Genomic DNA, 24,065 nt, shown 5'->3' with positions numbered 1-24,065 from the left:
TGGGAGCGGCGTTCGTCACGGATGGGAGTCTAGGCACCGTGACCGACGCCCCAGACGACCGCTCGGCCGAGGTGGGCGACCGCTACGGGCGGCCCGAACCATGGCGTCGTACGGCGGTCGTGGTTGCCTCGGGACTCGTCGGCATTCTCGGGTTGGCGTGGCTGTCCTGGACGACGATCTTCCACTCGGCGCCCGACGTCAGCTCCGACCTGGTCGGCTGGGACATCGTGGACGACCACTCGGTGACCGCGACCGTCGAGGTGGTGATCCGCGGCGACGGCGTCATCGCGACCTGCCGGGTGCAGGCCTTCGCCGAGGACCACACGGTCGTCGGCGAGGCATCCTTCGCACCGCAGGAGGGCCGCAACGAGGTCGCCGTACGCACCGATCGCAGGGCGACCTCCGTCGAGTCTGTCGGCTGCACCACCCCCGGTCAGAAGCGTCCGCGCTGACCCCCGAAGTTCACGTGAGCGGGTCTTTCCGGCCGCCTTTTGCTAGCCTGGCATTTCCGAACATTCCCGTGGCTTGCCCCGACATGGCCCCGTGACTCCCACGACCAACCGGTTGAGCAGCCGCCGGTGCTGATCCTCATGAGTCGTCGAGGCCGTACCGACACCAACGAGCGACACGACTGCCGTACTCACGCATCACTAGAAAGCTGATACCCATGACGCAGCCCGTCCAGGACAAGATCTGGCTCACCCAGGAGGCCTACGACAAGCTCCAGGCCGAGCTGGAGAACCTGAGCGGCCCGGTGCGCCAGGAGATCATCGAGCGCATCAGCGCCGCCCGCGACGAGGGCGACCTCAAGGAGAACGGCGGCTACCACGCCGCCAAGGACGAGCAGGGCAAGGTCGAGGCCCGCATCCGCCAGCTCGAGGACATGCTTCGTCGCGCCGAGGTGGGCGAGACCCCCAAGGACGACGGCATCGTCGAGCCGGGCATGAAGGTCACCTACAAGTTCGTCGGCGACCCCGATGACGCTGAGACCTCGACGTTCCTGCTCGGCAACAAGGCCCTCGACGACGGCACCATCGACGTCTTCTCCCCCGAGTCGCCGCTCGGCTCGGCCATCCTCGGCGCCAAGGTCGGCGACCAGGTCAGCTACACCGCGCCCAACGGCAAGGAGCTGAAGGTCCAGGTCGTCGAGGCCAAGCCGTTCGTCGCTGGTTGAGGAAGGCGTCCCCTGGCGCCTGTCTCGACATCACCTGACGAGAACAGGTCTGCTCGACGATCACCGGGTTTCGAGACGGTTGCTGCGCAACCTCCTCAACCACCGGGCTTCAGCTGAAGACCTCGTCACCGCACTCGCTGCCGCGCAACCTCCTCAACCACCGGGCTTCAGCTGAAGACCTCGTAACCGCACTCGCGTAGCCGGCGGATCACCAGGTCGGAGTGCTTGGGGCCGCGGGTCTCGAGCTGGAGCTGCACCTCCACCTCGTCGAGGTGCAGGGCTGGCGAGATGCGCTCGTGCATGACCTCGATGACATTGGCACCTGTGCCGGCGAGCTCGGTGAGCATCGTCGCCAGACCGCCGGGCAGGTCGGGGATGTGCACGCGCAGGCCGAGGTACCTTCCGGCGGCGGCCATGCCCTGGCGGATCACCTTGCCCAGCAGGAGCGGGTCGATGTTGCCGCCGCTGAGGACGACGACGGCCGGGGTCTCGAAGCGCCTCGGGTCGTCCAGCATCGCCGCGACCGCTGCTGCCCCGGCCGGCTCCACGACCTGCTTGGCGCGCTCGGCGATCGAGAGCAGGGCCCGCGAGAGCGAGTCCTCGGAGACGGTGACGATGTCGTCGACGTACTCCTGCACGGCGTCGAAGGTGACCTGCCCGGGGCAGCCGACGGCGATCCCGTCGGCGATGGTGCGCATCGACTCGAGGGCCACGGGCCTGCCGTCGGCGAGCGACTTCGGGTACGCCGCGGCGCCAGCCGCCTGGACCCCGACCACGCGCACGTCGGGCTTGCGCGACTTCGCTGCGATGGCGATGCCGGCCAGCAGCCCACCGCCCCCCGTGGGCACGATGACGGTCTTGACGTCGGGCACCTGCTCGACGATCTCCAGACCGCACGTGCCTTGGCCGATCACGATGTCGGGGTGGTCGAACGGGTGGATCAGGACCGCGCCGGTCTCCTCGGCGAACGCCCGGGCGGCGACGAGGGCCTGGTCGAGGTACTGGCCGTGGAACCGGATGTCGGCGCCGTACGCCTCGGTCGCCCTGACCTTGGGCAGGGGCGCCCCCTCGGGCATGAAGACCGTGGACTTGATGCCCAGCAGCGTCGCCGACAGGGCCACGCCCTGGGCGTGGTTGCCGGCCGAGGCCGCCACGACGCCGTTGGCGCGCTCGGCCTCGGAGAGGCGTGAGATCCGCACGTAGGCGCCGCGGGTCTTGAACGAGCCGGTGCGCTGGAGGTTCTCCAGCTTCAGGTGGACGTCGCCGCCGGCCAGCGTCGAGAGCCAGCGCGAGCCTTCCATGGGCGTCACCACGGTGATGCCCTCGAGTACGTCGCGAGCGGTCTCGATGTCGGCGAGGGTCACAGCCCCGGATCTTGACGTCGTCACGCGCTGCCTCCTTCGGGAGACTCTGGGGGAACTTCTGGGGGGACTTCTGGAGGGACTTCTGGGGGGAGCCCCGGGGCGGGGTCTGCAGGATCGGTGCCGCGACGGTTGCCGTAGGACGGGTCGCGGTCCTCGGGCTCGGCGGGCGCCTCGTCAGGTGTGGCCACCTCGGACGGACTCTCACCGTCGGCACGGTAGTCCTCCTCGAGCTCCACCTCGGGATCGTCGCCCGGTCTGGTGTTGGCGGCCAGGTGCTGGGCCACGGCGTTGACGGTCGCGGCCAGCGGCACGGCCATCAACGCGCCCGGCACGCCGGCCACGATGACGCCCACTCCGATCGCGATGATCACGCCGAGGGGATGCACCGAGACGAACCTGCCCATCAGGAACGGCTGCAGCACGTGGCCCTCGATCTGCTGGACCAAGATCACCCCACCCAGCATGAACAGCGCCGTGATCGGGCCTTGGTCGACCAGCGCGACCAGGATGGCGACGGTGCCGGCGACGGTGGCGCCGACCATCGGCACGAACGCACCGAGGAAGACCAGCACACCGATCGCCATCACGAACGGGACGCCCAGCACCGCCGCGACGATCATGATCCCCACGGCGTCGGTGGCAGCAACGATCACGGTGGCCCGCACGAACTGGGTCAGCGAGACCCACGCGACCTTGCCCGATCCGTCGACCAGCACCCGGCTCGCCCTCGGCGACAGGCGCACGAACCACGACCAGATGCGCTGGCCGTCGGCGAGGAAGAAGTAGCTGGAGAACAGCACGATGAAGAACCCGGCCAGGAGGTGTCCGACGACCGTGCCGATCTCGCCGACGCGGGAGAGGTAGTTGCCCTCCTGGGCGAAGTTGCTCAGGGCTTCCTGGGCCCGGTCGAGGTAGTCGTTGAGCTCCTTGTCGCTGACGTGCAAGGGCCCGGTCTTGAGCCAGTCGACGATCTGGGCGAAGCCCTCGGACACGGAGTCGGCGAGGTCCTGGGCCCCGTTGGCCACCTGGTTGCCGGCCAAGAAGAGCAGACCGACGACCGACGCGATCCCGGTGACCACGACCAGCCCCGTCGCTGCCCCGCGCGGCAGGCCGCGGCGCTCGAGCCAGCTGACGAGCGGCTCGACGAGGGCGGCGATGAACAAGGCGATCACGACGGGCAGGACGATCACGAGCAGGTGGCCGATCACCGAGGCGATGATGTATCCGGCGGCCGCTATCACCAGGAACCGCCAGGCCCACGCGGCCGCGAGGTCCACGCCCCACGGCACGTGGGCCCGCGAGAAGTTGGAGCTGCCGCCCGCCACCGGCTCGGGCTCGTACGTCGTACGTCGTGCGCCGCGCAGCGTGGACAGCTGCTGCCACTGATGGGCCAGGCGCCCTGTCAGCCGCTCGGTGCCGGGGTCGTCGGACACCGTTGACCGCGACTCGTCAGCACCGTTGCCCACGCGGGACAGGCTAGGGCACTGAGGGAGGGGCGGCTCACCCCGATGAATCGGCCAGACGTCGCACGAGGCGCTCGGCGGCGTCGGGGTAGCGCTCGACCAGCAGCCCGGCCGCGGCGAGCACGTAGTCACGGTCGACGACGAACCGGGGCCGCACCGGCAGCTGCCACCCGCCGGCGACTTCGCCGATGCTGTCTTCGAAGACGCGCTGCTCGACGCCGTCGCGTCCGTGCCGCAGTACGCCCCCAGAACCGACGAGCAGGTCGACCTCGCGCAGGTCCTTGCCGGTGCGCTCGACCACCCGGCCGTCGGGTCCGACCACCACCTGGCTGCGACCGGCGTGGCGGCGCAGTGCGAGGCCGACCGCGGCACGTGCGATGGCCTCGTCCTCGGCGTACTCGGCGTCGGTACGTGGCAGGAACCCGGGGTCGGCGTGCCGGACCTCGGCCGCCGCAACGAGGTCGCCCAGCTCGGCCGCGGCGACCGTGGACGTGGCCGACCAGCGCATGCCGAGATCGCCCTCGACGGTGCGCGTGACGGGCGTGGTCGCCACCACCTCGCGCGAGAGCGTGGCCTCCTCGGGGTCGAGCTGGACCACCGAGTGGACGTCGGTCGTCGCGCCGCCGACGTCTACGACCACGACGTCGCCGGCGATCTGGGCGAGGACCTCGACACCCGTGAGGACGATGTCCGGAGTGGCACCGGTGACCATCGCCGTGAAGTCGGCCCTCTTGCTGAGGTGCTTGCCGCCGATCACGTGGGACAAGAACATCTCGCGGATCGCCAGCCTGGCCGACTCGGGGCTCAGCACACCGATGCGGGGCACGACGTTGTCGGCGACGACGTAGGGCGTGCTCCCCAAGGCGGCGGTGACCTCGGCGCGCGCGTCGACGTTTCCGGCGTACACGACGGGGCCGGTCCACCCCCCGGCCACGATGCCCTTGGCGGCATCGACGACGACCTGGGTGTTGCCTCCGTCGGTGCCGCCTGTCAGCAGCACCACGTCCGGCCGGGTCGTGTGGTTGAGAGTGCGGTACAGCGCACTGTCAGGCGCACGACCCGCAGCGGCGATGACTTCGACGACGCGACCGCCGCTGGAGAGGGCGACCCGACGTCCGGCCTCGGCCGTGACCAGCTCCTCGTTGCCGACCACGGCGATCCGCAGGCCCCCTCCAGCCGACGAGCAGGCGAGTACGTCGGCACTGGCGGCTCGCGGGTCGGCGGCGACGAGCTGGGCCAGGCAGGCGTCGTACGCGTCGAGCACGTCGGTCTCGATCGTGGTCGGATGAGCGGCCTGCGCGACGATGCGGCCTTCGGTCAGGTCGACGAGCGCGGCCTTGGTGAACGTGGAGCCGAAGTCGACGCAGACGGCGACGTCTTGGTGCCCACCAGGTTTCGAGACGGGCGCTAGCGCGCCCTCCTCAACCAACCGATCATCAGCCGAGGGCACGGTCGAGGTCCACCAGCAGGTCGTCGATGGTCTCGATGCCGACGCTGAGCCGGACCAGGTCGGCGGGTACCTCGAGCTCGGTGCCCGCGACCGAGGCGTGGGTCATCCGCCCGGGGTGCTCGATCAGGCTCTCGACGCCACCGAGCGACTCACCCAGCGTGAACACCTCGGCGCGGCCGCACACGTCCACGGCGTGCTGCTCGCCGCCGGTCACCCGGAAGCTCACGATGCCGCCGAACCGCTTCATCTGCCGGGCCGCGACCTCGTGGCCGGGGTGGTCGGGCAGGCCCGGGTAGTAGACGTGAGAGACGGCCTCGTGACCGGCCAGGAACTCCACGACCTTCTCGGCGTTGTCGCAGTGCCGGTCCATGCGCACCCCGAGGGTCTTGAGGCCGCGCAGCACCAGCCACGAGTCGAACGGCCCGGCAACGGCGCCCATGGCGTTGTGGTGGAAGGCGATCTGCTCGGCGAGGTCGAGGTCCTTGACCACGACTGCGCCGCCGACGACGTCGGAGTGACCGCCGGCGTACTTGGTGGTGGAGTGCACCACGACATCGGCCCCGAGTGTCAGCGGTGTCTGGAGGTAGGGCGTCGCAAAGGTGTTGTCGACCACCAGCAGCGCGCCGGCGTCGTGGGCGATCGAGGCGATGGCCTCGATGTCGCCGATGTTGAGCAGGGGGTTGGTGGGCGTCTCGACCCACACCAGGCGGGTCTGCCCCGGTCGGATCGTGGCGCGCACGGCATCGAGATCACTCGCCGGAGCGGGGTCGTGGACCAGACCCCATCGGGTAGCGACCTTGTCGAAGAGCCGGAACGTCCCGCCGTACGCGTCGTCCGGGAGCAGCACGTGGTCACCGGGGTTGCACAGCGCTCGGATGACGGTGTCCTCGGCCGCGAGCCCGCTCGCGAACGCGAACCCGCGCTCGCCCTCCTCCAACGCGGCGATGTTGCCCTCGAGGGCGGTGCGCGTCGGGTTGCCCGAGCGGCTGTACTCGTAACCGCCGCGCAGCCCGCCCACGCCGTCTTGCTTGTAGGTCGAGGTCGCGTAGATCGGCGGGATCACCGACCCCGTCGCCGCGTCGGGCTCGTAGCCGGCGTGGATGGCGCGGGTCTCGAAGCCGCCCTTGGTGCGATGCTGCTGATCACTCACCCCAGCACGCTATCGAGCCGGCGTAAGAGTTCTGTCATCTGCAGGTGGAACGTCTGGGCGGCCACGGTGGTTGGGGAGGGTGAAAGCCAAGGAGGCCCGATGTTGTTCACCCGTTCCAAGTCCACGCTCCCCGCCCCCGAGGAGGCCCTGGCCGGCCGACCGGAGCGGCCGTTCCACCTCTCTTCCCAGCACCTCGTCCTCGACGCGCCCCTGGTCACCACCGAGATCCCCGACGGCTTCGAGGTCGCGATCTTCGGCCTCGGCTGCTTCTGGGGGGCCGAGGAGCTCTACTGGCAGAAGCCGGGCGTCTGGTCGACGTCGGTCGGCTACGCCGGTGGCTACACCCCGAACCCCTCCTACGAGGAGGTGTGCTCGGGACGCACCGGCCACACCGAGGCCGTGCGCGTCGTCTTCGACCCGTCCGTGGTGACGTACGCCGAGCTGGTCAAGCGCTTCTTCGAGGTCCACGACCCGACCCAGGGCATGCGCCAGGGCAACGACGTGGGCACGCAGTACCGCTCGGCGATCTACGCCACGACCCCCGAGCAGGAGCAGGTCGCCCGCGACCTGACCAAGGAGTACGGCGAGGAGCTCGCCCGCCGCGGCCTCGACCCGATCACCACCGAGATCAAGCTCGTCGACGACGCCGACCCCGCGACGTACTACTACGCCGAGGACTACCACCAGCAGTACCTGTTCAAGAACCCCAACGGGTACAGGTGCCACGCGACGACGGGGGTTCCGTTCCCGGCCTGATGTTCTCGCGGTGGTTCCCTCACTGACCCGACCCCGGCATGCTGGCCGCATGAGCCAGGACCCGGTTACCAGCAATCCCGAGCACTACAAGGTCGTCTTCGAGAACGAGCGGGTGCGGGTGCTGGAGTACACCGACCAGCCCGGCGACATCACCACGCCGCACCGGCACCCCGACAGCGTGATGTACACGTTGTCGTCCTTCCGGCGCCGCCTGGTGTGGGGTGACGACCAGCGCGAGGTCGAGCTCGAGGCGGGGACGACCAACTGGCTACCGGCGCAGGAGCACCACGGCGAGAACATCGGTGAGACGGCGACGCACGTCATCTTCGTGGAGCTCAAGGAGGGCGCCGGCGGCGCAGCCACGTCGACGTCCGGCATCGGCCCCGAGGCAGCCTCGTAACGCCGGGGGTTTCGCAACGGCGGAGCCAGGAGCATGCTGCCCTCGTGGCCGATGTCTCGCCCGACGCGCTCATCGGGGAGCTCGCTGAGTCGTACCTCAACTCGCGCTGTGTGCATGTAGCCGCGAACCTCGGCATCGCCGACGTACTCTCCGACGATCCACGGCCGGTCGCCGAGGTCGCGAAGACTCTCGGAGTCGACCCGACAGCGCTCGGGCGGATACTGCGGCACCTGGCGTCGTTGGGAGTCTTCGCCTTCGAGGAGGCAGGTGTCCGCAACAACGACGCTTCGGAGGTCCTGCGGTCCGACAGCCCCTCGGGCCTCCTGCCCCTGACGCGGATGCTGGGCCTGCCGATCATCTGGCAGTCACTCGAGTCGCTGGAGGACACCGTCAGGACCGGCCGACCCGGCGCGACCTTCCACGACCCCGCTGGCTTCTTCGGATATCTCGACACGCATCCCGACGAGTCGCACGTGTACGACGAGGGCATGACCGCCATGACCGTGCGGCGGATCGCCCGCACCATCCCCCACTACGACTTCTCGCGCTTCGGCGTGGTGGCCGACGTCGGCGGGGGCAGGGGCCACCTGCTCCGCGCCGTTCTCGATGCCGTGCCTGCAGCGCGGGGGATCCTCGTCGACCGCGCTCAAGTGGTGAAGGACCTGCCACCACACGACAGGATCACCGTGCAGCCCGGGAGCTTCTTCACCGATCAGCTCCCCGCGGCCGACTGCTACCTGCTGTCGAACATCATCCACGACTGGGCGGACGACGAAGCCCTGGCGATCCTGCGTGCGGTCCGCGCCGCGGCGCCGCAGGACGCGACGCTGTTGCTCTTCGAGTTCGTCGTCCCCGACGACGCGGACGAGTTCGAGGCGAGCGACATCGACCTCTGGATGCTGAGCTTGGTCGGTGGCCGCGAACGCACCCTCGACGAGTACGCCGACCTGCTGCAGCAGGCCGGTTGGCGCCTGACGAGAGCGGTGCCCACCGAGGTGCAGACGATCATCGAGGCCATGCCGTCCTGACTCCAGCTCATGACGGTGTCCCCACATCATCGCCGCCAGAACCCAGACCAGTCGTGGGACCCGGCGCAGGCTCAGAGGTCGGTGGCCCCGTCGACTGCCTCACGGATCAGGTCGGCGTGGCCCGCGTGGCGGGCGTACTCCTCGATCAGGTGCACCAGGATCCAGCGCACGCTTGCATGCCGACCGTGGCGGGCCCGCCTGGCCAACGTGTCGAGGCCTTCAGGCGAGGCGAGCACGCGATCGAGCGCCTCGTCAGCGACGGCGATGGAGGCCTGGTAGCGCGAGACGAGCAGCTGCCAGTCGTCGTCCTTCGCGGAGTGCCACTCCCAGTCCGGATCGTCGGCGAAGCCGTCCCCCACCCAGTCCAGCTCGGGCCCGTCCTGGAGCACCTGCACCCACCACCAGTTCTCGACCCAGGACAGGTGCTTGAGGATCCCGCCGAGCGTCATGGTGGCCGGTGGCAGCGGCGTCGCGAGCTGCTCGGCCGTCAGTCCCTCGGTCTGGCGCAGGATCGTGGCGCGGTAGTAGTCGAGGAACGACCGCAGCATCGTGGCCTCGTCAGCGGCCGCGGGTGGGTCGGTCCGGGCGAAGTCGCTCACGCCCGCACGCTACTTCTCACCACACCCCGAGTACCTCACCGCCGATCCGCACGATGAAGCCGGAGACCACGACGATGAAGAAGACCCGCACGAACCTCGCGCCTCGCGAGACCGCCGTACGCGCACCGAGGTAGCCGCCGACCAGGTTGCAGGCACCGAGCACCAGGCCGGTCTTCCAGAGCACTGCCCCTTGCGGCACGAACACGCACAGGGCGGCGAGGTTCGTGGCCCAGTTGGCCAGCCGCGCCTTGGCCGAGGCCTCGAGGAACGAGTAGCCGAGCAGCCCCACCAGGCTGAACACGAAGAAGCTCCCCGTACCCGGCCCGAGCGCGCCGTCGTAGAAGCCCACGGCCAACCCGGTGAGCACGGCCGCCACCGTGTGGTGCCCGCCGGCGAACCTCAGCTCGGTGACCTCGCCGAGCTCGGGCTTGAGCACGACGTAGGCCCCGACGACCACCAGCGCCACCAAGACGATCGGGTCGAACGCCGACCTCGGCACGTGGCTGGCGACGACGGCACCGACTGCCGACCCGAGGAAGGCGAACAGCATCAGCGGGAGGAAGGTCTTGGGATCGGGCCTGACCCGGCGGTAGTACGTCGCGCTGCTCACGGTTGTGCCGCAGATCGAGGCCAGCTTGTTGGTGGCCAGCAGCTGGACCGGAGCGGCGTGTGGCAACCCGATGAGCAGTGCCGGCAGCTGGATCAGGCCGCCACCACCCACGACCGCGTCCACGAACCCTGCCGCCAGCGCCGCCAGCGCCAGCAGCGCGAGCACGGTGTACGTCGGGTCGTCCACGTGGGCGAGGATAGGGGCGTGCGCATCGTGTCCCTCCTCCCGTCGACCACGGAGATCCTCTTCGCCATCGGGGCGGGCGACGACGTGGTCGGCGTGACCTTCGAGTGCGACTACCCCGAGGAGGCACGCAGCCGTCGTGTCGTCTCGACCAGCGCGATGCCGCCGGGACTCACGCCCGCCGAGATCGACACCTTCGTCGCGAGCGCGATGGCTCGTGGCGAGGACCTCTACCACCTCGACGAGGGTGCCCTCGCCGGACTCGATGCCGACCTGGTCGTCACACAGGACCTGTGCGCGGTGTGCGCGGTCGACGTCTCCGTCGTCGACGACGCCTTGGCCCACCTGGGTTGCACGGCCGAGGTGCTGACCATCGACCCCCACACGCTCGACGAGGTCTTCGCGTCGATCGAGATGGTGGGCAAGGCCACCGGCCACGAGGAGGAGGCCGCCGACCTGGTGTCCTACCAGCGCAGGCGGTTGGCCGCGATCTGGGCACGGTCGGCCTGGCGCACCCAGCAGCCGCGAGTGATGTTCCTCGAATGGACCGACCCGCCCTTCGCCCCGGGCCATTGGATCCCCGAGATGATCGAGATCGCCGGGGGCGTTCCCCTCCTCGCCACACCAGGTGAGAAGTCACGTCGCGTCACGTGGGACGACGTCCACGCCGCCCGACCCGACGTCGTCATCGTCGCGCCCTGCGGCTACGACCGCGAGGGCAGCCAGGTGCTCGCCGACGAGCTCGTGGCCAGCGGCGCGCTGCCCACCGGCGTACTCGTGCATGCCGTCGACGCCAACGCCTCCTGGGCTCGACCCGGCACCCGTCTGGTCGACGGGATCGAGGAGCTTTCCAACCTGTTGCACGGGTCGGGGACAATGAGGGCGTGACCGAGCTCCCGCGCAAGGCCGCCGTGCGGACCGCACGGCTCGCGGCGCTGCCGCTCGGGTACGCCGGCCGCCAGGCGCTCGGGCTCGGCAAGCGGCTGGGCGGCAAGTCGGCCGAATCCGTGCTCACCGACGTTCAACAGCGCACGGCCGAGCAGCTCTTCCGCACCCTCGGCGAGCTCAAGGGCGGCGCGATGAAGTTCGGGCAGGCCCTCTCGGTGCTCGAGGCCGCCCTGCCCGAGGAGCTGATCGCGCCCTACCGCGCCCATCTCACCGCCCTGCAGGACTCCGCACCGGCGATGCCCGCGGCGATGGCCTACGAGGAGATCGAGGACGCCCTCGGCGCCGACTGGCGCGACCAGCTGGTCGAGATGGACGAGACGGCCGCGGCCGCGGCATCCATCGGCCAGGTGCACCGCGGGCGATGGCACGACGGCCGCGAGGTCGCGATCAAGGTGCAGTACCCTGGCGCCGGCGACGCGTTGCTCGGCGACCTGCGCCAGCTCGCCCGGGTGGCCAAGGGAGTAGCGCCCGTCTTCCCCGGCATCGACATCAAGCCGCTCGTGGCGGAGCTCCAGGCCCGGGCCGCCGACGAGCTCAACTACCTGCTGGAGGCAGAGGCGCAGCAGGCGTTCGCCGATGCCTTCCGCGGCGATCCGGAGATCTTCGTACCCGACGTGGTCGCCGCCGGCGAGCGCGTGCTGGTCAGCGAGTGGATGGAGTCACCCGCATCGCTTGCGTCGGTCGTCGCCGACGGCACCCGGGAAGAGCGCGACCACTACGGGGAGCGACTGGTGCGCTTTCTGTTCGCGGGCCCCGCGCGGACCGGGATGCTGCACGCCGATCCCCATCCGGGGAACTTCCGGGTGCTCCCGGCCCCCGACGGGAGTCCGGGTCGGCTCGGCGTCCTCGACTTCGGTGCCGTGGCCCGGCTGCCCGAGCGGTCGCTGCCCGCCGCGATGGGTCGGCTGATGAGGCTCGCCGTCGACGAGGACCCCGACGCGCTGCTCGAGGGCCTGCGCCGCGAGGGGTTCGTCAAGGACAACATCCGGATCGAGCCGCAGGCGGTCTTCGACTACCTCAACCCCTTCGTCGAGCCGACTCGCGTCGAGCGGTTCCGGTTCACCCGTGAGTGGATGTCCGAGCAGTTCATGCGGATCAAGAACCCCCGTTCGCCGTCCTACACGATCGCCACCAAGATCAACCTGCCGCCGAGCTACCTGCTCATCCATCGCACCTGGCTCGGCGGCATCGGTCTGCTCAGCCAGCTCGAGGCCGAGGCGCCGTTCAAGGCGATCCTCGAGGAGTCGCTGCCGGGGTTCGCTCCGGCCGCCGGCTGAGCCTCGACTCAGAGCCTCTGGGTGCGCATCACGGGGTCGAGGAGTACTGCGTGTCGCGACTCTCGATCCGGTACGAGCCGCGGTCGTAGAGGTCGATGTCGAGGGTGTCGCTGATCTCGTAGCCGTCGGCCACCAGGCGGAAGTCCAGGCCGTAGACGGTCACGTCGTCGGGGACACCGGTCCACCGGAGCATCACGTAGGGACCGAGGTCGCTGGCCGACACCGACTCGGACACCGAGCTCTGGTAGGTGTCGACGCTCATCGTGGCGCTGAGGTCGTGGGCCGTGATGCCGTTCGGCAGCTCGAAGTACGCCCAGTAGGTCTGCTGCTGCGTGTCGAACGCCCGGCGTACCTCGTCGTGGTAGGTCCACGGGCCGGCCGTGGTGGGGAAGGACTCGTGCTTGAAGTCGGCGAGCTGGGCGGCGGTCACCCCCGTGAGCGTCAGGTGCGTCGCTTCGCTGGCGGTCGCGACGAGACCGAGCCCGCCCACGACGTTGCCGGACCCGGTGCCCGGCGACCCGACGCCGGGAACCGACACCTGGTTCCCGGACAGGACGCCCGGAGAGCCGACGGACGGGTCCTCGGCCTCCGCGCTGGAGAGGGAGACCCCGGAGATCGTGATCCCGGTGATGACAGCTGCGGCGAGCGTGGCGGCGAAGAACTTGTGCATGGGATGAGTCAATCGACACCGGCGGGGACCTTCTGTCTGCATCACGACACTCGACCCGATCCGTCTGGGCTTCGGGCCGAGTCACCTGCGCACGGTCAGTACTGCCTGACGCTGAGGTTCTGCCCGGACGGGTCGTACGTCGGGCCGGCCACCTTCTCGAAACGCGAGTCGTACCCCACACTGGCCCTGCCGAGCGAGCCCTCGAGGTCGATGCCGTACGTCGAGACCGAAGCCGGCAGGCCCGTCACCTGCAGCCGGACGAACAGGTTGTCCACGACGCCCTCGGCCTCGAAGGACCAGCCCTGGCCGGAGAGATCGTCGAGGTCCTGGATCGTCACGTCGATGTCCGTCTGGCCGACGGCTTGGATGGTGAGATAGGCGGTCCAGGTTGCCTGCTGGCCGTCCGCGTCCTGCTCGACCCGGTCGCAGACCTTCGAGCTGCCGTCCTCCGCGCAGCTCATGCCGGCCGTGGCCGTGACCCACGCGTCCCTGGAGACCACGACGAGGGTCGCGTCGCTGGGGCCGGTCCCGGCGGTGTCACCGAGAACGGCGCCGCCACCGCGTTGCGGCGGGCCCGGGGAGTCGTCGACGACCAGCGTCAGCGCACCGAAGCTCACGGGCAACGTCGCGGTGGCGCGCGCGCCATCCCCCGAGAGCAACCGGTAGCGGAACGTGAGGGTGTCGCCCTCCAGCCGAGGCTCGGCGATCTCGATCGTGCGGACCTGCTCGCCCGACTCGTCCTGGAACGTCAACGACGCGTTGGGCGGGTCGTCACCGAAACCCACCTCGTCCCACCCCGACACCAGGGTCCGCAGAGCCACCTGCTTCGCCTCGCGCTCGGGGCGGTCGGTGAACGCGTCGACCGAGTCGTCGGTCTGCTCGAGGGTCAACGTGGTCGCGTCGGCCGAGCCGGCCCCGGCGTCGAGCACGTACAGCCATTCGGGAGCCGGGCGCGAGGACGACGACTGGGGCTGCGTCTCGGCACCGGACCAGCCGGTCGCGGCGCCGCCGACGAACGCCAGCGCGGCGACGGCAGCGAGCACGAGCAGAGAGCGTGGGGTCACGTCAATAGAATCGGTGGCTGGTGAGGCTCCGTCTGTCAGGCCCGCAACACTCGTCAGCTCCCCACCCAGAACCCCCGACCGCCGAACCAGTCGCCGTAGTGGCCGTACGTCGACCCGGCCGGCCCGCGCGAACCCAGGTAGGACCCGACCACGGCCGCTCCGAGGTCGTCGAGCTCCGGGGCGACGACTCGTCCGCCCACCCGACGGGCCATCGAGTCGATGAAGCGCGCGAGCCCCGGATCCTCACCGAGCCGGAAGAAGGTGGTCTGGGCGCCGAGCCGCCCGGCGTTGTCGAGCTCGCGGACGGCGTAGGCGACGGTCAGCGGGTGCGGCGGGTACTCGAAGTACACCTCGCCACCCGGCTCGAGGTGGGAGGTCGGCTCACCGTCGGTGACGACCAGCAGCACTGGCTGGGCGTTGGGGTGCTTGCGGAAGTGGCGGTTGGCCAGCAACAGCCCGTGATGGAGGTTGGTGCCCTTGTCCCAGCGCGCGTCGAGGGCAGTCAGCTGCTCGATGTCCATGGTCTGCGCGTGGCGGCCGAAGGTGATCAGCTGCAGCGCGTCGCCACGGAACCGCGATCGGATCAGCGTGTGCAGCGCCAGCGCCGTACGTTTCATCGGCACCCAGCGCCCGTCCATCGCCATCGAGAACGACGTGTCGACCAGCAGCGCCACCGCCGCCTGGGTCCGGGCCTCGGTCTCGGTCACCTCGACGTCGTCGATGTGGAGGCGCACGCCGCGCCGTTCGGCCCCCCACGGCGACGACTCGCCGGGAGAGCCTGTCGTTGGGGACCGATCGCTCGCCTCCCGGAGTACGGCGTTCGTCACCGTGCGCGTGACGTCCCAGGGCTCGGTGTCGCCGAACTCCCAGGCGCGGGTGGCACCGGAACGCTCACCGGCGGCGCCGGAGGTGCGCACGTCGCGCTGGCCCTGACGGCCCGACAACCGGGTGGCGACGTCGCGCAGCAGCGCCCGGCCGAGCTGGCGCATCGCCTTGGGCGAGAGCTGGAGCTGCCCGTCGCTGGTCCGCTTGAGGTAGCCGCTGTCGCGCAACGCCTGCTCGAGCCGCTGCAACGTCCGCGCGTCGACCGCCGCCGGGTTGCCAAGCTGGCGGGCCAGCTTGTCGAGGTCGAGGTCGTCCATCCGCGCACCGTCGTAGGTCTGGCCCAGCTGCTCGGCCAGGTCGTCGAGGTCGGCGAGGTCCTGCAGCACGCCGGTGCCATCTCCGAGGCCCAGCCCCTCCTCGCCGTCGAACCGCTCGGATCCCGACCAGTCCTCGCCGGGTCGCAGCGCCTGGAGGTTGGCATCGAGCTGGGAGAGCTGGTCCATCAGCGCCGGTGACCCGAACGCCTGCTGCGACAGCGCCATCAGCTCCTCGCGCTGCTCGCGCGACATCGAGTTCAGCATCCGCTGAGCCGCGGCGGCCCGCCGGGCCAGCGCGTCGATCAGCTCCTCGACGTTGCGCGGTCTCCCCCCGTCCGCCTCAGTGAAGTAGTCGCCGTGCTTGCTCATGAAGGAGTCGAAGTCCTCGGGTGTGTCCTCGCCACGGGCATGCTTGGCCAACAACGCGTTGAGGTCCATCAGCATCTGGTTGACGGCCTCGCGGTCCTCGTCGGTGGCGCTCTCGAGCGCCTGCTTCATCCCCGCGAAGCGCTGGTCGAGCACCTCCCGGCCGAGCAGGTCCTTGATCCGCTCGTAGTCCGCACGCGCATCGCTACTCTGCCAGTCGTACGACGAGAGCTCGCTGACCGCTGCCGCCGTCGAGGAGGGCAGGTTGTCGAGCCGCATCTGGCGGAAGGACCGCTCGGAGTCGTCCATGTCGACGTCGCGGGCCAGCTGCCCGCGCTCGCTGAGCACCGCCCGGTCGAGCAGCTCCCGGATCTCCTGCAGCGTGCCGTCGAGGTGGTGGCGCGCCGTCAGCTCGCGCCGCTTCTCGGCCACGCGACGGGCCATCTCGTCCAGACCCGTGCGCTCCTGACCCCCGCGCCGGAGGAACTCGCGCATCGCCCGCTCGGGGCTGTAGCCGGCCATCACGTCCTGGCCGATGGCGTCGAGCGCCTCGGCCAGGTCGACCGGAGGCGCCAGCGGGTCCGGCCCGCCGTCGTACGGCGAGTAGCGGTGCCTAGCCGTAGACCGTCTCGCCACCACCGGACTCCTTGCTGATCTTGCGGGCCAGGTAGAGGCCCTCCAGGGCGAGTTCGATCGCGCCCGCGCGCTGACCGTCGTTGGTGGCACCGAGGCGGTCGCACACGTCGTCGTAGAGCTCCGACTCGCCGAGCACCGGAAGCCCGGTCAGGAAGTCGCGCGCAGTCACCTGCTCGCCGGTGGTGACCATCGAGCCGGCCTCGATGGCATCGACCAGGAGGGTGAAGTCGATGCCGCGGAAGTGCTGGCGCACCGTCTCGGCGGTGGCGGTGCGCAGCAGGTGGGTGAGGATCTCCTCCTCGCGCCCCTCCTCGCCGGTCTCGAACTCGACCTTGCCCCCGAGCACCTCGACCGCAGCCTCGAGATCGACCAGCCGCGCGACGGCCTCGTCCTCGCCCTGGCTGGTGGCCCGGTGCAGCGCCGCAGCCGCGACGGTCTCGGCGCCGGCGATCGAGAACCGGGCGCTGACCCCGCTGCGCTGGTCGACCGAGCTGGACTCGCGCAGGTTGCGGGTGAACCTGGCCAGGATCTCCACGATGAAGTCGGGTACGTCGGCCAGCAGGGTGGCCTCCTGGCCGATGACTGCCATCTCGTCCTCGAGCTCGACGGGGTAGTGCGTGCGGATCTCGGCGCCGAACCGGTCCTTGAGCGGGGTGATGATGCGCCCGCGGTTGGTGTAGTCCTCCGGGTTGGCACTGGCCATCACGAGCACATCGAGCGGAAGCCGCAGGATGTAGCCGCGGATCTGGATGTCGCGCTCCTCCATCACGTTGAGGAGGGCGACCTGGATGCGCTCGGCGAGGTCGGGCAGCTCGTTGATCGTGACGATGCCCCGGTGGCTGCGCGGCACCAGCCCGAAGTGGATGGTCTCCGGGTCACCGAGGCTGCGGCCCTCGGCCACCTTCATCGGGTCTACGTCGCCGATCAGGTCGCCGACGGAGGTGTCAGGGGTGGCGAGCTTCTCGGCGTAGCGCTCCTCGCGGTGCCTCCAGTCGACCGGCAGCTCGTCGCCCAGCTCGGCCGCGCGTCGCCTGGACTCCGGGATGATCGGCTCGTAGGGGTGCTCGCCCAGCTCGCTGCCGGCGATCACCGGAGTCCACTCGTCCAGCAGTCCGACGAGCGTGCGGAGCAGGCGGGTCTTGCCCTGACCCCGCTCCCCCAGGAGCACGACGTCGTGGCCGGCGATCAGGGCCCGCTCGAGCTGGGGGATGACCGTGTCGTCGAAGCCGTGCAGACCGGGCCACGCGTCCTCCCCCGACCGCAGCTTGGCCAGGAGGTTGTCGCGCAGCTCCTCCCGCAGGGTCTTCTGGACGTGCCCGCTCGCGCGGAGCTCACCGACGGTTGCTGGTCGAGTCACGCCTCACACGCTAGACCCGGTGCTCAAGAAACGGAGGCCGTGTCCGTCTCGGTAGGTTGGGCGCGTGGAGACCGACGAGGTGCTGGCGCTGCTGCGAGACGTGGCCGATGAGGTGGTCAACCCCCGGTTCCGCAGCCTCGGCAAGGACGACGTCGCCGAGAAGAACCCGGGCGACCTGGTGACGGTCGCCGACCGCGAGGCCGAGGTGCTGATCACCGCCGCCCTGCTGGCGGCCTACCCCGACGCCGTGATCCTCGGCGAGGAGGCCACCTCGGCCGATGCGACCGTGCTCGACAGGTTCGCCGCGGCCGAGCACGCCTTCACCGTCGACCCGGTCGACGGGACCAAGAACTTCGTCAGCGGCTCACCCGACCACGCCATGATGGTCGCCGAGATCCGCGGCGGCACCGTCGTGCGCTCGTGGATCTGGCAGCCCCAGCACGAGCTGGCCTACGTCGCGGAGCAGGGGTCGGGCGCCTACCGGATCTCTTCGGCGGGGCGCGAGCGCCTGGTCCGGCCCCCGCTCGGCCAGGAGCTGCGCGGCATCACCTCGCGCCGGCGCTGGATCGGTCGCGCCGTCGGCGCGCTCAAGGTGCTGGAGCTGACGTGGGTGTGCTGCGGAGTCGACTACCCCAAGATCGTCGAGGGCGAGGCCGACTACGCGGTCTACGGCCACGGGGCACCGTGGGACCACGCTCCCGGCTCGCTGCTGCTCGCCGAGACGGGCGGGTTCCTCGGCGACTTCCGCGGCGCGGCGTACCACCCGCAGCGGGAGGTCCAAGGCGGCCTGGTCGCCGCGGCCGACCGCGCGACCTTCGACCTGGTCCAAGGGCTGATCGACGACCTTCCCGGGCGCTGACCGGAGCCAGTGCGACCACCCGTCATCGACTCGGGTGGTCGCACTCGCCCGGTTCGCAGGTGCCGTGTCTCACCTCCTCTGCGTGTGGTCTGCGGGCTCGCGCACAGGCGGCCCGCGTGCCGGCGCGAGCCACGGGGCCGTGGTCCTGGCTCGCGCCGGCGGTCGCTGACCGGAGGGGCGGCTCCGCGGCCCTGACCTCCGCGGTCCGTGCGCTCCCTGCCTCGTGTGAGGGCATGTCGGGCGGGAGCCGCCCCAGCCTGCCGCGACCAGCTCGTCGAACTCACGACGCACCCAGTCGTCCTCCGCGAACACGATGTCCATCCAGGTCGTGTCCGCCGTCGCACCGTGCGTGACGGCGCGCGGGACCTCCCAGCCGGGCGCGTGGACGGCGGCCGACATCGACGACCGCCAGGTCAGGAACCGATCGCGGTGGGTTCCTGCGACTGCGTGGTGACCTCGATCTTGCGGGGCTTGGCCCGCTCGGCCACCGGGATGGTCAGGCGCAGCACGCCGGCGTCGTAGTGGGCGCCGACCTTCTCAAGGTCGAGGTTGTCACCGAGCACGAGCTGACGGCTGAACAGGCCGCTGGGCCTCTCGGAGGCCAGCATCTCCCAGTCGCCGTTCTTGGGGGGTCGCTCTGCCTTGACGGTCAGCACGTTGCGCTCCACATCGATGTCGACCGTCTCGGCGCGAACGCCCGGCAGGTCGAATTCGAGCACGAAGGTGTCACCCTCGCGCCAGGCGTCCATCGGCATCACAGCGGGACGAGATGTCGTGCCCGCGCCCACGAGCTGCTGGGCGAGCCGGTCGAACTCACGGAACGGGTCGGTGCGCATCAACATGTCTCACCTCCAGGGAATGGGATGTCTCCAATGTCTCTGTCCTCTGTCAGCCCTATCCAAGATCGATAGTGGTTGACATAGATTTCATGTATCATACGCAATAGCCCGAACGCAAGCCCTCGAGAGGAGCGATCTCCATCGCCACTACGAGAAACCCGGATCTCGCCGTCTACGCCATCTCCGTCGCCGGCGAGCTCACCGGCGTCGATCCCCAGATGCTGCGGATCTACGAGACCCGGGGGCTGCTGATGCCGGCGCGCACTCCGGGGGGCACGCGTCGCTACAGCGAGCGCGATCTCGAGCGCATCGGACGGATCACCATGTACCTCGACGCCGGCCTCAACCTCGCGGGCATCGAGCGCGTCCTCGTGCTCGAGGCCGAGACCGACGACCTGCGCGACCAGGTCCGGGACCTCGGCGGCCGTCCCCGACGTCGCCGCCGATCCCCCGGCTAGACGCTCACAGCTCCACGCCGTACTCCTGCTGGACCACTGTTGCGATCGGGCCGCGCAGGTCGGCGAACCGCCGTTGCTCCAGAAGCGTGCGCTTCACGAACGGGAACCCGGTCGCGAGCATGCGCGCCCAGCCGCCGAGCACCGAGTCCGCCGACGACGAGATGCCGAGGGCCTCCTTGGACCAGCCCACCTCTGCGCTGAGACCGTGCTGCTGCACGAGCTGGCTCAACCCGAACTCGTAGGTCTGGATCACGGCCTTCTTGGTCTCCTGGGCGCGCACGTCGGCGAAGAACCCTCGCAGCGGCTCACGACCCAGCACTCCGTCGCGGAAGGCGAGCAGGTAGCTCTGCATGTGGTCCTGGGGGAAGTGGTTGCCGGTCGCCGACCACACCTCCGCCGACGACGCCTCGATGCGCCCCACCAGGTCGTCGAGCGGACCGTAGGGACCGGCGAGCGAGTCGTTGGTGAGGACCACGAGGTGCTTCGAGGCGATCGACGGGTAGGCCGTCAGCGCGGCGCCCCAGGACCCGAAGTCGTAGCCCACGTTGGGCCGTTGCACGACAGCGACGCCCCTGGGCAGCTCGTCGAGGATCGGCCCCCACCGCGACCAGGCGTCGCGTGCCGAGATCACAAGGACGGGGATGCCCGCCTCGGCCCAGGCCGCCGCCCCGCTCAGGGACTCGGGTCGCAGGTCCCGCCCCAACGAGTACTCCGCGAGCAGGACAACGCGGTCCTCGGCGAGCACGGCGTCGAGATCGCCCGCCACGACTCGTGGCGTCGCGGGTAGCGACTCGTTGAGCCGGCGCTGCACCCGCCACTTGGTCGCGCGCGCGTCACGCTTGGCTCTCTCCGCGCGCCGTCGCAGCCCCGAGCCCGCCCACCAGAACCTGACATCGCGGTCCAGTCCCAGCGCCCGGTCCGTCAGCGTCTTGCCGTCGTCCTGCGGCCGGTCGTGCGTGCCGCGCGCGCGAGCGGCCTGGGCTTCGAGGAACTTGGTCAGCTCGCCCGGGTGCGCCGCCCACAGCCGAGCCAGCTTCCCGGCCTGCCGGACCCGGGCACCGAGCAGGGCGCGCCCGCCGATCGTGGTGTCGTAGGCCAGGTCGATACGGAACCGCTCCGCGACGATGCGCGGGCTGGTCCGTGGCGCGTTGATCATGTTGGCGACGTTGAGGTCGTGCACCACCTGCATCCACATCACGGGTGCCCGCACCTCACGGATCGGCCCGTGGGCCCGGGCGCGGGCGTGCTTGGCGACGTAGACCGTGTCGGGCGGCCGACCTGGTTCGCGTCGCTCGATCAGGCTGATGAAGGCGTTGGAGATCTGGCTGCTCAGGTAGACCGCACCCGAGCGGTCCACCTGCACGCCTCGCGTGAGGCTGACGAACAACCTGTCCTGGCGCGCGAACTGCGCCTGCACGGTCTCCATGAAGTCGACCGCCATGCCGTCGTCGGAGTCGATGCGGGTGGTGATCAGGTACGGCGCCGGCCCGCCGTCGCGGTCGGTCGCGGCGACAACGTGCTCGGCGAACGAGTCCCGCCGGAAGTCCTCGTGGGTCCAGATCGGGGTGAAGACGTCGGCGGCGAGGTACTCGACGTCGTGTCGGAACTCCGGGCTGCACCGGTCGTCGAAGAGGACCAGCCAGGTGAAGTCGCGGCCCGCCTGGACGCCGGTCTGGGAGATCACCGACGGGTAGAGCAGGTCGTCGAAGAAGGCGAGGCGGTAGCGCAGCCACTCCTCGCCCGCCGGCTCGGCGCCCGGTGACATCACGGCGCTGAACCTGGTCAGCAGCACATGGTCGAACTCGCGAGGCGGCACCCGGCTATCGTGCCCGGCGTGACGGCCCAGGCGCGGCATTCCCGCCGCATCGTCGGCATCGCTGGCAAGCCGGGCGCCGGCAAGACGACCTACGCGCTGGGGTTGGTCGCGGCCAGCGAGGTGCCCGCCGCCTACGTGCCGATGGACGGCTTCCACCTCGCCGACGTCAGGCTGCGGGCCCTCGGCCTCCTGGACCGCAAGGGCGCGCCAGAGACCTTCGACGCGTGGGGGTACGCCGCGCTGTTGCGGCGAGTGCGCGAGGAGCGCGACCACCCGGTCTACGCACCGGGGTTCGAGCGCGACCTGGAGCAGCCGATCGCCGCCGCCCTCGTCGTACCTCCGGAGGTCGAGCTGGTGGTGACCGAGGGCAACTACCTGCTGCTGGACCGGCCCGAGTGGCGGGCGGTCCGCGACCAGCTCGACGAGGTCGTGCAGCTGGAGACCGACGACGACGTGAGGCGAGCCCGACTGGTCGCGCGGCACGTCGAGTTCGGCAAGTCGCCGGCCGAGGCCCAGGCCTGGGTCGAACGCGTCGACGAGGCGAACGCCGTCCTGGTCGAGGCCGCGGCCCACCGCGCCCACCGAGTGGTCCAGACCAGTTGAGGTCCGAGGCAACCTCAGGGGGCGTGGCGTAGTCCTCTTTGTGGGCAGGCGTTGTCGAATGGCGGCTGTTCACGGGGAACGGAGATCGCCTTGTCGCTCGGGGCATCGAGCCTGCGACGCCGCGCCGCGACGGCGGCGGCGTTCCTCGCGGCGGTCGCAGCTCTGGCCGGCTGCGGACATGCCACGCCATCGGCGGAGGTCCGCGGCGAGCACCCACGCCAGCACAGCTCCAGCACCAGCCGGGACGTGCCTGCGGACCGTGCTCTGGGCTACCGCCCGAACATCGTCTTCGTGCTGATGGACGACTTCTCCCTCGAACTGCTGGCGACGATGCCCAACGCGCTGGGCATGCAGTCCGAGGGCGCGACCTACGACAACGCCTTCGTGGTCGACTCGCTGTGCTGTCCGAGCCGGGCCTCGATCTTCACCGGTCAGGCGCCGCACCAGACGGGCGTGCTCACCAACACCCCCAACGACTACGGCAGCCCCATCGGCGGCTTCGAGGCGTTCGCGGCCAACGGCAACCTGAAGCGTGCCTTCAACGTGTCGCTGCAGCACAGCGGCTACACGACGGGCTTCGTCGGCAAGTACATGAACCACTACGAGCCCGTCGACGTCGGTGGCGGCGTCCTGGTCCCGCCGCCGAGACTGCCCGGCTGGAGCGACTTCCAGGCCATCCTCGGCGGCGGCTACAACGGCTGGAACTTCGAGACCACCCGGATCGACCGTGACGGTCACCTCCAGATGGTCTCTCACGACCTCCCCGCTCGCGACGACCCTCGCATCGATGACCAGTACGCCACCAACGTCGCCGCCGACAAGGCCATCGCCTTCATCGCCAAGCACGCCGGCGACCGACGCCCGTACTTCCTGGAGGTCGCGGTCTACGGTCCGCACGCCCAGCTGGCTCCGGCCTATCCCGGCCAGCACATGTTCCCTGCCGCGATGGCCGACCGCCCGAGCCGCCTGCACCCCGGAGGCAACTGCGGGGCGAAGGCGTGTGCCGATCTGCGACTGAAGGACCTCAAGGGCTATGGCGACCCGCGCGAGGACAACCAGCCGACCTACTTGCGTGCGGACGGCAGCACGGCTCCGGCGCCGGCGTGGCGGACCAACGAGATCACGCTCACGGACGCAAAGGCCTTGCGGCAGTACCAGGACCGCGCCCGGATGGTGCAGTCCATCGACCGGATGGTGGCCCGCATCCGGCAGGCCATCGGCCCCGACACCTACCTGGTGCTGACCGCCGACAACGGCTTCCACCTCGGCCAGCACCAGCTCAACGGCGGCAAGGGTGCGCCGTACGACTCCGACACCCGGGTGCCGCTCATCGTGACCGGCCCGGGAGTCGTGCCGGGCGAACGCACCCAGTTCGTCAACAACATCGACCTGGCGCCGACCTTCGAGGAGCTGGCGGGTCTGGAGCCCGCCCCGTTCCGCTCGGGCATCTCCTTCGCCGAGACCCTGGCGACTCCGGGGGCGGCCACGGCGAGGTACGCGTTCTTCGAACACACCTACGCCAAGTCGGCGCCCGGCGAGGTGGACCTCGACACCGGGTCCGGCGGCACCATCGACATCATCCCGTCCTACGTCGCGGTGCGCGGCGCGCGAGGACTGCTGGTGCGTCTGGACCTCGACCCCTCCTGGCAGGGCACCGACTACGCCTGGGAGCTCTACCGCTACGACCGTCCGTGGGAGGACGTCAACGTCTTCGCCGAGGACCATGACAAGCCGTGGGCCCAGGACCTGATGGCGCGGCTGAAGCGGTGGGTCGACTGCACACCCGCTGAGTGCCGCGATGCCGCCCGCTGACCCCCCACACCTGCTGGGCCACGGTACGGATTTCGGGGAGG

General features: G+C 70.2%; 23 protein-coding genes. 11 read left to right on the top strand and 12 right to left on the bottom strand.

The features are described 5' to 3' along the window. Positions 1–38: 38 nt before the first annotated feature. Positions 39–452 (top strand): DUF4307 domain-containing protein, encoded by a 414-nt coding sequence (locus tag ISU10_RS11415; protein ID WP_194696528.1) that lies wholly within the window; start codon positions 39–41, stop codon positions 450–452. Positions 453–667: 215 nt separating this feature from the next. Further along, positions 668–1,174: a transcription elongation factor GreA gene (gene greA / locus ISU10_RS11410; protein WP_194696527.1), complete on the top strand. Its 507-nt coding sequence runs from the start codon at positions 668–670 to the stop codon at positions 1,172–1,174. Between the two features lie 167 nt (positions 1,175–1,341). Here greA and ilvA read toward each other — a convergent pair whose 3' ends face one another. From ilvA to ISU10_RS11390, 4 genes are read right to left on the bottom strand one after another with little or no spacing between them, the layout of a single operon-like run. Beyond that, positions 1,342–2,562, bottom strand: coding sequence for a threonine ammonia-lyase (gene ilvA / locus ISU10_RS11405; protein WP_194696526.1), 1,221 nt, complete (start codon positions 2,560–2,562; stop codon positions 1,342–1,344). Beyond that, on the bottom strand, positions 2,559–4,004 hold the full coding sequence (locus tag ISU10_RS11400) for an AI-2E family transporter (protein WP_370865185.1): 1,446 nt from the start codon (positions 4,002–4,004) through the stop codon (positions 2,559–2,561). The genes ilvA and ISU10_RS11400 overlap by 4 nt, the downstream gene beginning before the upstream one ends. 34 nt (positions 4,005–4,038) lie before the next feature. Further along, positions 4,039–5,430, bottom strand: coding sequence for a glutamate mutase L (locus ISU10_RS11395; RefSeq protein ID WP_194696525.1), 1,392 nt, complete (start codon positions 5,428–5,430; stop codon positions 4,039–4,041). A gap of 7 nt (positions 5,431–5,437) precedes the next feature. Continuing rightward, positions 5,438–6,601: a cystathionine gamma-synthase gene (locus ISU10_RS11390; RefSeq protein ID WP_194696524.1), complete on the bottom strand. Its 1,164-nt coding sequence runs from the start codon at positions 6,599–6,601 to the stop codon at positions 5,438–5,440. A 99-nt stretch (positions 6,602–6,700) separates the two neighbouring features. On the opposite strand from ISU10_RS11390, the gene msrA reads away from it, so the two are divergent. The 3 genes from msrA to ISU10_RS11375 are packed head-to-tail and all read left to right on the top strand — an operon-like array spanning position 6,701 to position 8,785. Further along, positions 6,701–7,357: a peptide-methionine (S)-S-oxide reductase MsrA gene (gene msrA / locus ISU10_RS11385; RefSeq protein WP_194696523.1), complete on the top strand. Its 657-nt coding sequence runs from the start codon at positions 6,701–6,703 to the stop codon at positions 7,355–7,357. A 49-nt stretch (positions 7,358–7,406) separates the two neighbouring features. Further along, the gene (locus tag ISU10_RS11380; protein WP_194696522.1) at positions 7,407–7,757 is read left to right on the top strand and encodes a cupin domain-containing protein; all 351 of its coding nucleotides are present in this window, start codon (positions 7,407–7,409) and stop codon (positions 7,755–7,757) included. Positions 7,758–7,801: 44 nt separating this feature from the next. After that, positions 7,802–8,785: a methyltransferase gene (locus ISU10_RS11375; protein WP_194696521.1), complete on the top strand. Its 984-nt coding sequence runs from the start codon at positions 7,802–7,804 to the stop codon at positions 8,783–8,785. 71 nt (positions 8,786–8,856) lie between these two features. Here the strand turns inward: ISU10_RS11375 and ISU10_RS11370 are convergent, their stop codons facing one another. Beyond that, on the bottom strand, positions 8,857–9,384 hold the full coding sequence (locus ISU10_RS11370; protein WP_370865182.1) for a DinB family protein: 528 nt from the start codon (positions 9,382–9,384) through the stop codon (positions 8,857–8,859). Positions 9,385–9,400: 16 nt separating this feature from the next. Continuing rightward, complete coding sequence (locus ISU10_RS11365; protein ID WP_194696520.1) at positions 9,401–10,180, bottom strand: TSUP family transporter; 780 nt, start codon at positions 10,178–10,180, stop codon at positions 9,401–9,403. A gap of 18 nt (positions 10,181–10,198) precedes the next feature. On the opposite strand from ISU10_RS11365, the gene ISU10_RS11360 reads away from it, so the two are divergent. Both ISU10_RS11360 and ISU10_RS11355 read left to right on the top strand, forming a co-directional pair. Further along, on the top strand, positions 10,199–11,065 hold the full coding sequence (locus ISU10_RS11360) for a cobalamin-binding protein (RefSeq protein WP_194696519.1): 867 nt from the start codon (positions 10,199–10,201) through the stop codon (positions 11,063–11,065). Beyond that, entirely contained in the window at positions 11,062–12,402 is a 1,341-nt protein-coding gene (locus ISU10_RS11355) for an ABC1 kinase family protein (protein WP_194696518.1), read from the top strand. The genes ISU10_RS11360 and ISU10_RS11355 overlap by 4 nt, the downstream gene beginning before the upstream one ends. A 28-nt stretch (positions 12,403–12,430) precedes the next feature. On the opposite strand, the gene ISU10_RS11350 is transcribed toward ISU10_RS11355, so the two are convergent. The 4 genes from ISU10_RS11350 to ISU10_RS11335 all read right to left on the bottom strand — a co-directional run bounded on the left by ISU10_RS11350 (position 12,431) and on the right by ISU10_RS11335 (position 17,637). Then, positions 12,431–13,072, bottom strand: coding sequence for a chaplin (locus tag ISU10_RS11350; protein WP_194696517.1), 642 nt, complete (start codon positions 13,070–13,072; stop codon positions 12,431–12,433). 95 nt (positions 13,073–13,167) lie between these two features. Further along, positions 13,168–14,136: a hypothetical protein gene (locus ISU10_RS11345; RefSeq protein ID WP_194696516.1), complete on the bottom strand. Its 969-nt coding sequence runs from the start codon at positions 14,134–14,136 to the stop codon at positions 13,168–13,170. 53 nt (positions 14,137–14,189) lie between these two features. Then, positions 14,190–16,280 (bottom strand): vWA domain-containing protein, encoded by a 2,091-nt coding sequence (locus ISU10_RS11340; protein ID WP_194696515.1) that lies wholly within the window; start codon positions 16,278–16,280, stop codon positions 14,190–14,192. Then, the gene (locus ISU10_RS11335; protein WP_194696514.1) at positions 16,258–17,637 is read right to left on the bottom strand and encodes a magnesium chelatase ATPase subunit I; all 1,380 of its coding nucleotides are present in this window, start codon (positions 17,635–17,637) and stop codon (positions 16,258–16,260) included. Before ISU10_RS11335 ends, ISU10_RS11340 begins: the two co-directional genes overlap by 23 nt. 64 nt (positions 17,638–17,701) lie before the next feature. Between ISU10_RS11335 and ISU10_RS11330 the strand changes: the two genes are divergently transcribed. After that, positions 17,702–18,496 carry an inositol monophosphatase family protein gene (locus ISU10_RS11330; protein WP_194696513.1) on the top strand — a complete coding sequence of 265 codons (795 nt, stop codon included), beginning with the start codon at positions 17,702–17,704 and terminating at the stop codon, positions 18,494–18,496. Positions 18,497–18,909: 413 nt separating this feature from the next. On the opposite strand, the gene ISU10_RS11325 is transcribed toward ISU10_RS11330, so the two are convergent. Beyond that, positions 18,910–19,338, bottom strand: a complete 429-nt coding sequence (locus ISU10_RS11325) for an Hsp20/alpha crystallin family protein (protein WP_194696512.1) — start codon at positions 19,336–19,338, stop codon at positions 18,910–18,912. A gap of 131 nt (positions 19,339–19,469) precedes the next feature. Between ISU10_RS11325 and ISU10_RS11320 the strand changes: the two genes are divergently transcribed. After that, on the top strand, positions 19,470–19,793 hold the full coding sequence (locus ISU10_RS11320; RefSeq protein ID WP_370865205.1) for a MerR family transcriptional regulator: 324 nt from the start codon (positions 19,470–19,472) through the stop codon (positions 19,791–19,793). Positions 19,794–19,797: 4 nt separating this feature from the next. Here the strand turns inward: ISU10_RS11320 and ISU10_RS11315 are convergent, their stop codons facing one another. Next, entirely contained in the window at positions 19,798–21,609 is a 1,812-nt protein-coding gene (locus tag ISU10_RS11315; RefSeq protein ID WP_194696510.1) for a glycosyltransferase, read from the bottom strand. 18 nt (positions 21,610–21,627) lie between these two features. On the opposite strand from ISU10_RS11315, the gene ISU10_RS11310 reads away from it, so the two are divergent. Continuing rightward, positions 21,628–22,212, top strand: a complete 585-nt coding sequence (locus tag ISU10_RS11310) for a nucleoside/nucleotide kinase family protein (RefSeq protein ID WP_370865178.1) — start codon at positions 21,628–21,630, stop codon at positions 22,210–22,212. A gap of 90 nt (positions 22,213–22,302) precedes the next feature. Further along, positions 22,303–24,024: a sulfatase family protein gene (locus tag ISU10_RS11305; protein WP_194696508.1), complete on the top strand. Its 1,722-nt coding sequence runs from the start codon at positions 22,303–22,305 to the stop codon at positions 24,022–24,024. Positions 24,025–24,065: the final 41 nt, after the last annotated feature.

It is taken from the genome of Nocardioides agariphilus (assembly GCF_015352445.1).
In the GTDB taxonomy this organism is placed as follows: domain Bacteria; phylum Actinomycetota; class Actinomycetes; order Propionibacteriales; family Nocardioidaceae; genus Nocardioides; species Nocardioides agariphilus.
The sequence above is the reverse complement of the archived record's forward strand: the minus strand, read 5'-3'. Positions and strand labels throughout refer to the sequence as shown.